This window comes from Prauserella flavalba (assembly GCF_003202235.1).
Lineage (GTDB): Bacteria > Actinomycetota > Actinomycetes > Mycobacteriales > Pseudonocardiaceae > Prauserella_A > Prauserella_A flavalba.
In genome coordinates this window covers 1,595,041-1,608,840 of sequence record NZ_MASU01000005.1, presented here as the reverse complement: position 1 = coordinate 1,608,840, position 13,800 = coordinate 1,595,041, and the positions used below count along the sequence as shown (strand labels likewise).

Genomic DNA, 13,800 nt, shown 5'->3' with positions numbered 1-13,800 from the left:
GGTCACGTGGTGAGCAGGTCGACGGGCCCACGGGGCGGGCCCGCGGGTGCCCGGCATCGACGCCGTGCCGTGCACTCCGCGGGGAACCGTGTCTAGCGTGGCCGCCCGCGGGCGGCGAGGTGCCTGCCCGCGCGGTAGGCGCGGACGACGGCCGAGCCGAGCGTCGCCCCTCCGCCCGGGTACATGTCCCGGAACAGCGTCGCGGCGCAGTTGCCCGCCGCGTACAGGCCCGGGATGGGCAGGGCGTCGTGGTCGAGCACGCGGCCGTCGGCGTCGGTGGCCAGGCCGCCTGCCGTGCCGAGCACCCCCGCGTGGACCGGGACCGCGAAGAACGGTGCGCGTTCCACGGGTGCGAGGCAGGGGTTGGGCATGACGGCCGGATCGCCGAGGTGCCGGTCCTGCGGGCTCGCGCCGCGGCCGAACGCGGGATCCTCGCCCCGCCGGGCGTGCTCGTTGAAGGTCCGCAGAGTGTCCGCGAGCCCGGCGGCGTCGATGCCCGTGGCGTGCGCGAGCCCGGTGACGCTGCCGGCCCGGATCATCCACGGCTCGGGGGCACCGGGCGTCGAGCCGGCGACCGGGTAGCGGTCGAGATAGGTGCGGTCGAACACGAGGAACGCGGGGGCGTTGGCCGCCCGGCCCGTCGCCGGGTCGATCGCGCCGAACGCCCGGTTCAGGTCATGGTAGTTGGTCGCCTCGTTGACGAACCGGCGTCCGGCGGCGTTGACGGTGACCGATCCGGGCAGGGTCAGCTCGACGTTGCCCATGCGGCCGGAGGGCGAGCCGTCGTAACGCGCCGTGGGCGGGGCCAGCACCGGCACACCCCACACCGCCGTCATCTCGTCCACGGCCGCGCCCGCGCGCAGTCCGAGCACCAGCCCGTCCCCGGTGTTGCTCGGCGCGCTGATGGGCGTCACCGGGTAGGGCAGGAAAGCCCTGCGCAGCGCGGGATTCCACTCGAACCCACCGGACGCGAGGACCACCGAGCCCGCCCGGATCGAACGGCCCGCGGTGACGGTCCATCCCGTGCCGTCGCGCTCCAGCCCGGTCACGGGCGTAGCGGCGACGATGTCGGCGCCGCGGTCGAGTGCGGCGACGAGCAGCCTGCCGACGAGTGCTCCGCCCATGGTGCGCACGCCGTCCTCGGCGCGGCGGGCGAGCAGGTCCGGATCGATGGGCGACCCGGCGAGGGCGTCCCGCTCGGCCATGGTGATCAGCGGGAAGTACGTCGGCGGCCGCAACAGCTCCGCCAGCCCGGGCCAAGGGCGTGGGTCGAACGGCTCCTGGTCCAGTCCCCGGCCCTCGGCCGCGCCTGCCCACTCGGGGTGGTAGTCGGGACGGGCCAGCGCGCGCATCCGCACACCCGCTCCGGTCAGGAAGCGGATCGCGTGCGGCGCGGTGGTGACGTAGCGGTCGATCTCGTCGGCGGTCATCCGGCCGCCGCTGCCGGCGTCGAGGTAGGCGCGGGCGTCGTCGGCCGAGTCGGTGAACCCCGCCTCGGTCATGAGGTGGTTGCCGGGTGCCCAGATGACCCCGCCGCCGACGGCGGAGGTGCCGCCGAGCCGGTCGGCCTTTTCCAGGACCACAGTGGACAGTCCGGCGGTCGCGGCGGCGATCGCGGCCGTCAGGCCCGCGGCCCCACTGCCGACCACCACCACGTCGTAGGAATCGCACAGGGTGGGGGTGAGCACACTCAAGTGGTCAGCACCTCCACCGCGACCTTGCCCACCAGGCGGTCGCGAGAGCGCAGCAACGGGAACGCATCACCGATGTCGGCGAACGGCACGCGGTGGGTCACCAGCGCGGCCGCGGCCTCGGGGTGCGCGTCCAGCAGCTCCAGCGCCTCGCCCATGCGGCGCACGCTGTTGCGGCTGCCGAGCAGGTCGAGGTCCTTGACGGGCAGGGTGCGCATCGGCAGCGTGACCGGTCGATCGGAGATCCCGACGAGGACCACGCGGCCCGCGGTGGTGACCGTCTCGACGGCGGTGGTGAACGCGGTGGGGGAGCCGGTCGCCTCGATCACCAGTGACGGTTCCGCCGGCACCGGCCCCGCACCGGGCACGACGGTCTCGACGGCGCCGAAGCGCCGGGCGAAGGCGCTGCGGTCCGCCGCCGTGTCGGCGGCGACGACGTCGACGCCCAGCGACGTCAGATGCAGGGTGGCGAGCAGTCCGATCGGACCGCAGCCGAGCACCAGCGCGCACTCGCCTTTCTCGGGGCGCCCGCGCAGCACCGCCTGCATGGCGATACTCGCGGGCTCGGCGAGCGCGGCCAGCCCGGTCGGCATCCCGTCGGGGACGCGGTGCAGGTCGGTCACGGGCACGGCGATCAGCTCGGCGAGCCCGCCGTCCTCGTAGCAGCCGAGGCACGACGAGCTCCGGCAGGCGTTGACCCGGCCGAGCGCGCACGCGTAGCAGGTGCCGCACCAGCGCATCGGCGACACGGCCACACGGTCACCGGGCCCGAAACCCGAGCCGGCGGGTGCCGACTCGACGAGGCCGGCGATCTCGTGGCCCTGCACGATCGGCAGCTCGGTGGCGTAGTCGTCCTCCCAGATGTGCAGGTCGGTGCCGCACAGGGTGACGGTGTGCACGCGCACGAGCGCCTCGCCTGGACCCGGCCGTGGCTCGGGAACCTCCTCGATCTCGATGCGCTCGCGCGCGAGCGTGCGGGCGACCTTCACTTGAGGCCGCCGAAGAAGATCGTCCACTCGCGAACGGTGCGCTCGGCGATCAGGCCCTCGCGCCGGAAGGGATCCCCGTCGAGGACGGAGGCGACCTCGTCAGCGGACTCGCCTTCCAGGATCAGCAACGCCCCGCCGTCGACCGGGCCGGACACCCGCAGGCGGCCGGTGTCGTGCAGGCCGGCGAGGAAGTCCTTGTGTTCCGGGCGACAGCGGTCGCGTGCGGACTCGGTGCCGGCGCCGTACGTGTAGTTCACTGCGAAGGTAGCCATGCGCTCAGCCTGCGCCGTGCGACTGTGTGAGTCCAATACATGGTTCGGCACGCATTGTGTGCCGATCGCACTTTATTCGGGTGTGGGCAGGACCTCTACCGCGACATCGAGCAGCGTGCGCACGGCGTCGGTGAGCCGCTCCGGATGCCAGAGCAGCGCGCTGCGCAGCCGGGGCGCGGGTCCGGTGAGCGGCACCCACACGGCCCCGGCGGGCATGATCGGCTGGATGCAGGTCGGCGCCAGCGAGACGCCGAGGCCGCCCGCGACGAGGGACAGCACCACGTAGGGGTCCTTGACCTCCTGGGCGACCCTGGGCCGGAACCCCTCGGCGTGGCACGCCGTGAGGATCACCGCCCGCAGCGCGGACTGGCCCGGCATGAGCACCCAGTCCTCACCGGCCAGATCGGACAGCGCCACCTGGTCCCTCGTCGCCAACGGGTGGCCGGACGGCACGGCGGCGCCGAGCTCCTCCACGGTGACCACGCGCGTCGGCAGCGTTCCCGGTGCGGGCAGGCCGACGAACGCCACGTCGAGGGTTCCGTGCTCGATCAGCCCGACGGCGTCCTCCGTGGTGACCCGGTCCACCAGCTGCAGCGCGATGTTCGGGTGGCGCGTGCGCAGCGTGCGGGTCAGGGGCGGCAGGGTGAGGTGGTTGAGCGCCCCGGAGAACCCAAGCCGTACGCGGCCATAGACGTCGCCGGGCCCGGCGCTGGCGGCCCGCAACGCCAGATCCGTCTCGCTGACGATCCGCCGGGCGTGCGGCAGGAACGCGTGCCCCGCGGACGTCAGCGTCACCGTGCGCGTGTTGCGGTCGAACAGGGGGCTGCCGACGTGCTTCTCCAGCTTCTTGATCGTCTGGGACAGCGGCGACTGCGCCATGTGCAGCCGCTCCGCCGCGCGTCCGAAGTGGAGTTCCTCCGCGACCGCGAGGAAGGCCTCGATCCACCGCATCTCCATGTCAGTAGCTCGCCCGGCCGCCGCTGGCGTCGTAGACCGCGCCGGTGGAGAAGCTCACCCGCTCCGAGCAGAGCCACGCGACCAGCTCGGCGATCTCCTCCGGCGTGCCGAACCGTCCCATGGGGGTCAATGCCTGGGAGCGGGCCAGCACGGCCGGGTCGGTGTCCGCGTTCATCGGCGTCGAGACGGCGGCCGGGGCGACGGCGTTGACGAGCACGCCGGTCGTGGCCAGTTCCTTGCCCAGCGACTTGGTGAGCGCGACGACCGCGGCCTTCGACGCCGAGTACGCGCTCTGCGCGGGATTGCCGTCCTTGGCCGCGATGCTGGCCAGTGTGACGATGCGGCCCCAGCCGTTGCGCACCATGCCCGGCACCACCGCCCGGCACATCAGGAACGTGCCGTCGACGTTGACGCGGAAGGCCTTCCGCCACTCGTCCAGCCCGAGTTCGGTGAGCGGCTGCGCGGGGCCGACGATCCCCGCGCTGTGCACGAGAATGCCGACCGGACCCAGTTCCGCCACAAGTGCCTCGGTGGCGTCGGGGTCCGTGACGTCGAGCTTCTCGTCCGCGCCGGGGGCGAGGTCGGCGGTGACGACGCGGACGCCGTCGGCGCGCAGCCGGGCCGCGGTGGCCGCACCGATCCCGCTCGCACCGCCGGTGACGAGGGCGAGCACACCGTCGGGGTAGCTCACGGGGCACCTCCCGGGTTGAGCGTCTCGAGGAGAAAACCGAGGAACGGCACCGAGTCGTAGTAGGCGTAGCGAACCCCGCCCCCGCGCATCGACTCGCCCTCCTGGTAGGTCTCGACGCCGCGCGAGTGCAGGTCGTCGCGCGCCGCGGCGTGGCTGTCGACCGCGAACCGGATGTGGTGCAGCCCCTCGCCGCGCTCGTCGAGGAAATCCTGCCAGACGTTGCCGGAGGTCCGTGGCGCGAGGAACTCCAGTTCGAGGCCGCGCACGTCGTAGAGCAGCACCCCCACCGTCGCGTCGATCTCGCGGCCGCGGTAGGTGGTGCGACGGTAGGTGTTCTCCGTGCGGGTGTGCGGTTCCAGTCCGAGGACACGGCGCATTCCCGCTTCGGAGGCGTCGAGGTCGCGCACCACGATGCCGACCTGGTCGATCCGTCCCAGCGCGCTCACGCGGCCACCTCCGCCCCGACGCCGGCAAGGTCGCGGGCGGCGAGCCAGCCGAACGTCATCGCGGGACCGATGTTGATCCCGCCGGCCGGGTAGTGGCCGCCGAGCACGTTCGCCTGGTCGCAGCCCACGGCGTACAGGCCGGGGACAGGCGTGTCGTGGTCGTCGAGCACGCGAGCGGACTCGTCGGTCGCCAGCCCGGCGAACGTGCCGAAGCTGCCCGGCACGATGCGCACGGCGTAGAACGGTCCCTTTTCCAGCGGGGCCAGCGACGGGTTCGGCGTCACCTCGCGGTCGCCGCCGTAGCGGTTGAAGGGCGTCGAGCCACGGCCGAACGCGGGGTCCTCACCGCGGCGGGCGGCGGCGTTGAACTCGCGCACGGTGGCGGCTAGCCCGGCGGGATCGATGCCACACGCGCGGGCCAGCTCCTCGATCGTGCGGCCGCGCCGCAGATAGCCGCTGCGCAGGTAGGGGAAGAGCGGCACGGGGCGGGGTTTGGCCATGCCGAGCGGGTAGCGGCGCACGAACCGGGCGTCGGCGATCTGCCACGCCTGCACCGGCTCGCCCCTTGGCGTGGCGGCGATCAGCGCCGAGACGTAGTCGTAGTAGCCGTTTGCCTCGTTGACGAACCGGCGGCCGTCGCGCAGCACGCCGATGCTGCCGGGCTTGGCCCGGTCCATGATGTGCGGAAACACGCCTGTGCGGCCGCTTCGGTAGGGAACCAGCGATACCGGGCACCACGCGGCGGGGGACCGCAGGTCCGTCCGCAGCCGCCCGCCCGCGGACTCGCCGAGCGCGATGCCCGCGCCGTCGGCGGTCTCCGGGGCCAGCGTCCAGTGCCGCTCGCCGCGTGGGAACAACGACTTCCGGCGGGTTTCGTCGTGCGGGAAGCCGCCGGCGGCGAGCACCACGCCCCGGGCCGCTTCGATCCGCAGTGGACCGTCCGGAGTGGACGCGACCACGCCGCTGACGCGGCCGCCGGTGCGCAGGAGCCCGGTGACGGGCGAGCTGACCCGGACCTCGACGCCGGCATCCAGCGCGGCGCGGAGCAGTCTGCCGACCAGTGCGGTGCCGTTGACGAGCTGCATGCCCCGGCGCCGTGTCGCGAGGTCGAGCAGGTGCCGGGTCACGCGGCGCGCGGCGTGCAGGAGCCCGCGGACGTCCCCGCGCGAGGCGGCGAGGAAGTGCCCGAGGTCGTCGCCCGCCATGATGCCCAGGCCGAGGAAGGACGTCTCGTACAGCTGGCGGCGCAGGATCCGGGCGACGTCGGGGCCGAGTGCGCGCAGGTCGGCGGGGGCGGGGGCCACCGAGCGGTGGCCGGTGCCCGCGCCGGGCAGCTCGCCGTAGATGTCGCAGATCTTCGCCCCGGGGACGAAGGTGAGTGCGGTCCGCTCGTGGAAGAAGCGCACCATCACCGGCGCGGCGGCGAGGAAGGCGTCCACCCGGGACGCTTCGTAGTCGTCGCCGAGCGCCGTACGCAGGTAGGTGCGGAACTCCTCGGTGTCCTCCCGCACCCCGTCGGCGCGGGCCAGCGGGTTGCCGGGCGCCCACAGCCAGCCCCCGGACCAGGCGGTCGCGCCACCACAGACCGCGGCGCGTTCGAGGACCATGACCCGCAGGCCGTGATGGGCGGCCGTCACCGCGGTGGCGAGCCCGCCGGCTCCGGCACCGACCACGACCACGTCGTAGCGTTGAGGGGACGAACCCGTGGTTGTTCGGGTGGTCACGACGCTGTTCCTCCCTGCGTCCCGACGGACTGTGTAGCGCCCGCACCAGGACTATGTAAGATTCTCTCTAAAATGATTGATTCACTGTGCTGCAGAGCGACTATAAGCGCCAGGCGTGGCAGTGCAAGCCCCGCCGTCGCCGGAAGGGACGCAAATGGAGATCCGCTGGCTCGAGGCGTTCGTCGCCGTGGCCGAGGAGCTGCACTTCGGCCGGGCCGCCGCGCGGCTGCGGCTCGCCCAGTCGCCGCTGAGCCAGACCATCCGGAAACTCGAGAAGGAGCTCGGCACGACCCTGTTCGACCGCAGCACCCGCAGCGTCGCGCTCACGCCCGCCGGCCACGCGTTCCTGCCGCACGCCCACCGGGTGTTCGAGGAGCTCGAGCTGGGACGGCAGGCCACGCGAGCCACCGCCGGGGTGGTCTACGGCACGGTGTCGATCGGCTTCTCGGGTGCGCTCAATCACCTCACCCTCCCGCCGTTGACCCGCGCGGTCCGGCAGCGCTACCCCGAGGTCCAGCTGTCGCTCACCGGGCGCGTGATGACCGGCGACGGCGTGGAGCAGCTCGAACAGGGCGGGCTCGACATCGCGTTCGTGGGACTGCCGATCGACCCGTCACCGGTGCGAACGCGGCTGATCGGGCGGGAGCCGCTGGGCGCGGCGCTGCCGATCGACCATCCGCTCGCCCGTGAGTCGGCGATCGACCTCGCCGACCTCGCCGACGAGGGGTTCATCACCACGCCGGCCGCGGCCGGGTCGGCGCTGCAGGAACTGGCGACGCAGGCGTGCGTCAAGGCCGGGTTCCGGCCCAGGGTCGTCCAGGAGATCACCGACCCGTACATGATCCTGACCCTGGTTTCGGCGGGGGTCGGCGTCGCGCTGATGTCGTCCGGGGTTGCCGGGATCATGCCGTCGTCGGCGACGTTCGTGCCGCTGCGCGGTGAGCCGACCTACATGGACCACGCGCTGGCGTGGCTCGACGACAACCCCTCGCCGGTGCTGAAGGCGGTCCTCGCGTTGGCCGAGGAGGTCCTCCCGACACCTGAGCGGTGATTATGTCCTCTCGGTACATAGTGTAGGTGAAACCAAGTATTGGACGGGGCATAGTTGTGCTTGCGACCCTCGTCGGCAACCCCACCGAACCGCGCTGACGGGCGCGGTCTCCGCCGACGACGTCGGATCGAAAGGAGCGCCATGTCCCCCACGGCATCGGCCGCGCACTCGAGCGGTACCCGCAACGACCCCAGGAAGGCCGCACTGTCGGGCTTCCTGGGCAGCACCCTCGAGTACTACGACTTCTTCATCTACGGATCCGCCGCCGCGCTGGTGTTCGGCAAGGTCTTCTTCCCCGACACCGGCGCGACCGGCGCACTGATGTCGATCGCGACGCTCGGTGTAGCCTACGTGGCCCGCCCCGCCGGTGCGATCCTCTTCGGACACTTCGGTGACCGCTTCGGCCGGCGCAACGCGCTTATGGCCACCCTCGTCATGATGGGTCTGGCGACGTTCCTCATCGGCTGCCTGCCCTCCTACAGTCAGATCGGCATCGCCGCACCGATCCTGCTGGTGGTCCTGCGGTTGCTGCAGGGACTCTCCGCGGGCGGCGAGTCACCGGGCGCGAGCTCGCTGACCGTCGAGCACGCACCGGATCGGCGGCGCGCGTTCTTCACCAGCTTCACGATGAGCGGCATCATGTTCGGGATCGTGGTCTCGAGCCTCGTGTTCATCCCGGTCGCCGCCCTTCCCGAGGACCAGCTGCTCTCGTGGGGCTGGCGGATCCCGTTCTGGCTGAGCATCGTGGTCACCGGCGTCGCCTACTTCCTGCGCCGCTCGCTGCAGGAGCCCGAGGTCTTCGCCGAGCTGAAGGAGACCGAGGAGACCGCCAAGGCACCCGTGGTGGAACTGCTGCGCTACCACTGGCTGACCGTGGTGCGCATCGCCGTCTGCGCGAGCTTCGCCATGGTCAACACGATCGTCAACGTCTTCGCGCTCGCGTATGCCACCGAGGTCGCCGGTGTCGCGAAGCCGACCATGCTCGCCGTGATCTCCGTGGCCAACCTGGTCGCCGTCGTCACGCAACCCGTCTACGGGCTCATCGCCGACCGTGTCGGCCGCAAACCGGTCTTCGTCACCGGGCTGGTCGGCGTCGGCGTGATGGTCTTCGTCTTCTTCGACGCCATCGGCACCGGGAACGTGCCGTGGATCTACCTGTCCGCCGTGCTGCTCATCGGCTTCTGTTACGCCGCGCCGAACGGCGTGTACCCGGCCTACTTCCCTGAGCAGTTCCCGGCGAGGGTCCGCTACAGCGGCATGGCGATCGGGCTGATGGTCGGCCTGCTCGCGGCCGGGTTCACCCCGCTGCTCGCCTCGGTGCTCACCGCGGGTGACCAGGCGAACTGGACGCCGGTGGCGTGGATGTGCGCCGCGTTCGTGGTGGCCGCGGCGGCCGCCGCGCTGACCGGCCCGGAGACCTTCCGCATCCCCACCGCCCGGCTCGGCGAGCGGCGCGCACCGGCCACTGTGGACAGCCCGGCCCCGGCGGCGCGCCGGTGAGCGCCGTCCTGCGCGCCGGCGTGGTCGGCTGCGGCAACGTCGCGAGCAACCACGCCGCCGCCTACCGGGACCTGCCCGGCGTCGAGCTCGTCGCGTGCGCCGACGTCGACCCGGAGCGGGCCGCCCGGTTCGCGGCCACCTACGGCGCCGCCGCAGTGAGCCCCGACGCGCTGTTCGGGCTCGGCCTCGACATGGTCAGCGTCTGCACGCCGCACCCGACCCACGAGGCCGTGGTCACCGAGGCGGCCGTCCACGGCGTGCACGTGCTGTGCGAGAAGCCGATCGCGATCGACCTCGGCGCGGCCGCCCGCATGGTCGCCGCGTGCGAGGCGGCCGGGGTGATCCTCGGTGTGCTGTTCCAGCGGCGCTTCTGGCCCGCGGCACAACGCATCCGCGCCGCGATCGACGACGGCACGCTCGGCAGGCCGTTCCTCGGGCACGCCTCGGTGCTACTGCATCGCGACACGTCGTACTACACGGCCGACGCGTGGCGCGGCACGTGGGCGACCGACGGCGGCGGTGTCCTCATCACCCAGGCCGTGCACAACGTCGACCTGCTGCAGTGGTTCATGGGCGAGGCCGTCGAGGTGTCGGCGGCCCACACCACCGTCAAGCACGGTGCCGTGATCGAGGTCGAGGACACCGCGGTGGCCACCGTGCGCTTCGCCTCCGGTGGCCTCGCCACGGTCGCCGCCTCCACCGCGCTCACCCCGGGGCTCGGCACCCGCGTGCGGGTCACCGGGAGCACCGGTGCGACCGCGGGGCTCGCCGAGTATCCCGAAGGCAGCGAGGCCCGGGTCGACGTCTGGGCCGTGCCCGGCGCCGAGGCGGTCACCTCGCCGTTCGGCTCCGGTCTGGCCGCAGACCTGCCGCTGTCGGCGATCAACGGCAGCCTCGCGCCGTTCCACGCCCTGCAGATCGCGGACTTCGCCGCCGCCGTCCGGGACGGCCGCGACCCCGCCGTCACCGGACGCGAGGCCGCGAAGTCCCTGGCGATCCTCACCGCGCTCTACGCCTCGGCCGCGTCCGGCCGTCCCGAGCCGGTGCCCACGTTGAAGGAGGAGATCCCCGCATGACCCCGATCGGGCTCGCCCATCTGACCCTGCTCCGGCTCAGCCCGCCCGACCTGGTCGGCGCAGCGGCCGAGGCCGGGTACGACTTCGTCGGCGTCCGGGTGCGCGCCGCGACGGCGGGGGAGCACCAGTACCCGATGGCGGCAGGCTCGCCGATGTCCCGGGAGACCGTGCGGCGCCTCGCCGACACCGGTTTGCGGGTCCGCGACATCGAGTTCCTGACGCTGGGCCCGGACACCGTCGCCGCCGACTGGCGGCCCGCGCTCGACGCGGGCGCGGCGCTCGGAGCGAGCACCGTCAGCGTCGCCGCTGCCGATCCCGACCGTTCGCGGCTGACCGACACGCTCGCCGCGCTGACCGACGACGCACTCCCGCTCGGCCTCCGGCCGACGCTCGAACCCATCAGCTACCAGCCGGTGAGCACCGTCGCCGAGGCCGCGGCACTCGCCTCCGCGACGGGTGCGGCCGTGCTGCTCGACGCACTGCACGTCCAGCGCGGCGGGAGCCCGCTCGACGACGTCCGCGCACTCGACCCGGATCTCGTGCCCGTGGTGCAGCTGTGCGACGGTCCGCTCGCCGCGCCCGCGCACCTGGACCTGCCCGCCGAGTTGCCGATGGGCATGCGCGCCGACGGATCGGTGCTCCAGGTCGAGGCGCGCGTGCGGCGCGAGCTGGTCGGCGACGGCGAGCTGCCGCTGCGCGAACTGGTCACCGCCGTTCCGGACGGCACCCCGCTGAGCGTGGAGGTGCCGCACGCCGCTCTGCAGGCAGTGTTGCCGCCGGTGGAATTCGCGCGCCGCAACCTCGACGCGGTGCGCCGCCTGCTCACCACCGTGGACGCCCATGTCTGAGGTGCTCGCCCCGGCCCGCCACCGCGTCGCGCTGGTGGGCGCCGCCATCAGCGGCTCGCTGTCACCCGCCCTGCACGAGCGGGAGGCCGCCGCGCTCGGCCTCGACTACACCTACGAGCTGCTCGATCTCGGCGACCTGCCGCCGGGCTGGACGCTGCGCGACGCCGTCCGGGAGGGCGTCACCGGCTTCAACGTCACGCACCCGGCCAAGCAGACGGTGCTCACCCAGCTCGACGACCTCTCCCCGGACGCGAGGACGCTGGGCGCGGTCAACACCGTGTCCGTCGACGAGGGCCGGCTCGTCGGCCACAACACCGACCACAGTGGGTTCCTCGCGGGACTGCGACACGGCCTGCCCGGCATCGCGTGCGGGCGGGTGGTCGTGGCCGGTGCCGGGGGAGCGGGCTCCGCGGTCGCCTACGCCCTCGCCGGCGCGGGCGCGGCCGTGGCGATCGCCGACCCCGACGCGAACCGGTCGGCCGCACTCCTCGCCCGGCTGCGCGCGGCCTTCCCCGGTGGCGAGATCACCGCCGCGGGCGCCGTGCCGGAGGAGCTGGCGCGCGCGGACGGCATCGTCAACGCGACCCCGATCGGCATGACAGGCCACCCTGGCTTGCCCTTCGACACCGCCGCGCTCGAGTCCCGGCACTGGGTTGCCGACGTCGTCTACCGGCCGCTCGACACGGCGTTGCTCGTCGCGGCCAGGGCGAAGGGCTGCCGCGTGCTCGACGGCGGCGCGATGCTCGTCGCACAGGCCGCCAGGACGCTCGCACTGCTCACCGGCGCCACGCCCGACCTCGGTCGCATGCGCCGGCATCTGCGCACCCTCACCACGCGGGAAGGAACCGACTCATGACCGGCTGGGACCACGAGACCGATCTGCTGGTGCTCGGCTCCGGCGCGGGCGGGCTGGGCGCGGCGGTGGTCGGCGCGCACGAGGGCCTGTCCGTGCTGGTGCTGGAGAAGACCGAATGGGTCGGCGGCACCACCGCCTACTCGGCGGGCACGTGCTGGATACCCGGGCACCGCTACCAGGACGACCCCGCCGCGGACATCGCCGCCGCCAGCGGCTACCTCGACGCACTCGTTGGCGACCGGGCGCCGAGGGAGCTCCGCGAGGCGTACCTGGCCGCGGGTCCCGCGATGATCGACTACCTCGACCGCGTCGGCGTCGGCTTCTGGCATTCGAAGACGGTGGTCGACTACCACCCCGAGATCCCCGGCGCCGGCGTCGGTCGGGCACTGGAACCCCGCACGTTCGACGGCCGCAGGCTCGGCAAGACGCGGTTCGGCCGCATCCGGCGTCCTGTGCCCGAGTTCGCCCTCTTCCGCGGCACACTCATGGTCAGGCGCCCCGAGGTCAACCAGCTGCTGAGCATCTTCGACGGCTCGCCGCGCGGCTTGGCCGTGGCGCTGCGCCTCGGCGCGCGGTGGGCCGCCGACCGCCTCCGCTACCCGCGCGGCACGCGGCTCGCGATGGGCAACGCGCTCGTCGCCAACCTCTATTACCAGCTGCTGCGGCGCTCAGGCGACGTCTGGTTCACCGCGCGCACCACGGAGCTCGTCACCGGCGACGACGGCCGGGTCGTCGGCGCCGTCGTCTCGCACCGCGGCCGCACGGTGCGCGTCGCTGCGCGGCACGGCGTCGTGCTCGCGGCGGGTGGGTTCTCGGCCAGCCCGCAGCTGCGCGCCGAGCACCTGCCGGAACCCACCCCGCAGTTCACCCGCGCGAGCGAGGGCGCCACCGGCGACACCCTCGCGCTCGCCCGCGCCGCCGGAGCGGCGCTCGGACCGCGGCACGACGACAACGCACTGTGGTTCCCCAGCTCGATCGGCCGCCGCCGGGACGGCTCCACCGCGGTGTTCCCGCACATCTGGGACCGCGCCAAGCCCGGCATCGTCGCCGTCAACGCAGCCGGCCGCCGGTTCGTCGACGAGTCCGTGTCCTACCACCGCTTCACGCGCGCGATGTACGACTCGCACAAAGCGGTCCCCACGATCCCGGCGTGGCTCGTTCTCGACGCACGCACGCTCGCCCGCTACGGCCTCGGCATGATCTACCCGCATCTGCCGGAACGGTTGCTGCGGCGGCACATCCGCGCCGGCTATCTGCATACCGGGCGCACGATCCGGGAGCTCGCGGCCGCCATCGGCGTCGACGCCGACGGTCTGGAAAGGACGGTCACCGACGCGAACCGGTTCGCGCGCACGGGTGTCGACGAGGAGTTCGGCAAGGGGCAGAGCCCGTTCGGCCACCAGTACGGCGACCCGGCGCACGAGCCGAACGTCAACCTCGGCCCGATCGAGAGGGCGCCGTTCTACGCGATAGCCGTGGTCCCGACGCCACTGGCCACGGCGCTCGGCGTGCGGACCAACCCCGACGCGCAGGTGCTCGGCGAGGACGGCGAGCCGGTGCCAGGGCTCTACGCGTGCGGCAACGACGCGGACTCGATCATGGCGGCGGAGTACCCGGGCGCGGGCTGCCAGGTGGGTGCGGGCCTGACGTTCGGCTACCAGGCCGCTCGCCACGCCGCCCGCACGCGACGATGAGCCGG

At 73.1% G+C, this 13,800-nt stretch carries 13 protein-coding genes; 6 read left to right on the top strand and 7 right to left on the bottom strand.

Annotated features, from left to right (window positions below; all coding sequences use genetic code 11):
* Window positions 1-92 precede the first annotated feature (92 nt).
* The 7 genes from BA062_RS15020 to BA062_RS14990 form a co-directional block, all read right to left on the bottom strand.
* A complete protein-coding gene (locus BA062_RS15020; RefSeq protein WP_281271641.1) occupies window positions 93-1,688 on the bottom strand; it encodes an FAD-dependent oxidoreductase in 1,596 nt (531 codons plus the stop codon).
* Between the two features lie 2 nt (window positions 1,689-1,690).
* Entirely contained in the window at window positions 1,691-2,707 is a 1,017-nt protein-coding gene (locus BA062_RS15015; RefSeq protein WP_110336692.1) for an alcohol dehydrogenase catalytic domain-containing protein, read from the bottom strand.
* Window positions 2,677-2,952 carry a YciI family protein gene (locus BA062_RS15010; protein ID WP_110336690.1) on the bottom strand — a complete coding sequence of 92 codons (276 nt, stop codon included), beginning with the start codon at window positions 2,950-2,952 and terminating at the stop codon, window positions 2,677-2,679. Before BA062_RS15010 ends, BA062_RS15015 begins: the two co-directional genes overlap by 31 nt.
* A gap of 72 nt (window positions 2,953-3,024) precedes the next feature.
* On the bottom strand, window positions 3,025-3,909 hold the full coding sequence (locus tag BA062_RS15005; RefSeq protein ID WP_110336688.1) for a LysR family transcriptional regulator: 885 nt from the start codon (window positions 3,907-3,909) through the stop codon (window positions 3,025-3,027).
* A 1-nt stretch (window position 3,910) separates the two neighbouring features.
* Window positions 3,911-4,600: an SDR family NAD(P)-dependent oxidoreductase gene (locus tag BA062_RS15000; RefSeq protein ID WP_110336686.1), complete on the bottom strand. Its 690-nt coding sequence runs from the start codon at window positions 4,598-4,600 to the stop codon at window positions 3,911-3,913.
* Window positions 4,597-5,046, bottom strand: coding sequence for a VOC family protein (locus tag BA062_RS14995; RefSeq protein ID WP_168213962.1), 450 nt, complete (start codon window positions 5,044-5,046; stop codon window positions 4,597-4,599). Before BA062_RS14995 ends, BA062_RS15000 begins: the two co-directional genes overlap by 4 nt.
* Window positions 5,043-6,770: an FAD-dependent oxidoreductase gene (locus tag BA062_RS14990; protein WP_110336682.1), complete on the bottom strand. Its 1,728-nt coding sequence runs from the start codon at window positions 6,768-6,770 to the stop codon at window positions 5,043-5,045. Before BA062_RS14990 ends, BA062_RS14995 begins: the two co-directional genes overlap by 4 nt.
* Window positions 6,771-6,924: 154 nt before the next feature.
* Here BA062_RS14990 and BA062_RS14985 point away from each other — a divergent pair, with 154 nt between their 5' ends.
* The 6 genes from BA062_RS14985 (at window position 6,925) to BA062_RS14960 (ending at window position 13,795) form a co-directional block, all read left to right on the top strand.
* Window positions 6,925-7,821, top strand: a complete 897-nt coding sequence (locus tag BA062_RS14985) for a LysR family transcriptional regulator (protein WP_110336680.1) — start codon at window positions 6,925-6,927, stop codon at window positions 7,819-7,821.
* Window positions 7,822-7,962: 141 nt separating this feature from the next.
* Window positions 7,963-9,321, top strand: a complete 1,359-nt coding sequence (locus BA062_RS14980) for an MFS transporter (protein WP_110336678.1) — start codon at window positions 7,963-7,965, stop codon at window positions 9,319-9,321.
* Window positions 9,318-10,397 (top strand): Gfo/Idh/MocA family protein, encoded by a 1,080-nt coding sequence (locus tag BA062_RS14975; RefSeq protein ID WP_110336676.1) that lies wholly within the window; start codon window positions 9,318-9,320, stop codon window positions 10,395-10,397. The genes BA062_RS14980 and BA062_RS14975 overlap by 4 nt, the downstream gene beginning before the upstream one ends.
* Window positions 10,394-11,245, top strand: coding sequence for a sugar phosphate isomerase/epimerase family protein (locus BA062_RS14970; protein WP_110336674.1), 852 nt, complete (start codon window positions 10,394-10,396; stop codon window positions 11,243-11,245). The genes BA062_RS14975 and BA062_RS14970 overlap by 4 nt, the downstream gene beginning before the upstream one ends.
* Entirely contained in the window at window positions 11,238-12,101 is an 864-nt protein-coding gene (locus tag BA062_RS14965; protein ID WP_110336672.1) for a shikimate dehydrogenase, read from the top strand. Before BA062_RS14970 ends, BA062_RS14965 begins: the two co-directional genes overlap by 8 nt.
* On the top strand, window positions 12,098-13,795 hold the full coding sequence (locus BA062_RS14960) for an FAD-binding protein (RefSeq protein WP_110336670.1): 1,698 nt from the start codon (window positions 12,098-12,100) through the stop codon (window positions 13,793-13,795). The genes BA062_RS14965 and BA062_RS14960 overlap by 4 nt, the downstream gene beginning before the upstream one ends.
* Window positions 13,796-13,800 lie beyond the last annotated feature (5 nt).

Coding starts and splice junctions, on each gene's coding strand:
- BA062_RS15010 (WP_110336690.1), bottom strand. CDS start 2,952: ATGGCTACCTTCGCAGTGAACTACACGTACGGCGCCGGCACCGAGTCC.
- BA062_RS15005 (WP_110336688.1), bottom strand. CDS start 3,909: ATGGAGATGCGGTGGATCGAGGCCTTCCTCGCGGTCGCGGAGGAACTC.
- BA062_RS14985 (WP_110336680.1), top strand. CDS start 6,925: ATGGAGATCCGCTGGCTCGAGGCGTTCGTCGCCGTGGCCGAGGAGCTG.
- BA062_RS14980 (WP_110336678.1), top strand. CDS start 7,963: ATGTCCCCCACGGCATCGGCCGCGCACTCGAGCGGTACCCGCAACGAC.
- BA062_RS14970 (WP_110336674.1), top strand. CDS start 10,394: ATGACCCCGATCGGGCTCGCCCATCTGACCCTGCTCCGGCTCAGCCCG.
- BA062_RS14965 (WP_110336672.1), top strand. CDS start 11,238: ATGTCTGAGGTGCTCGCCCCGGCCCGCCACCGCGTCGCGCTGGTGGGC.
- BA062_RS14960 (WP_110336670.1), top strand. CDS start 12,098: ATGACCGGCTGGGACCACGAGACCGATCTGCTGGTGCTCGGCTCCGGC.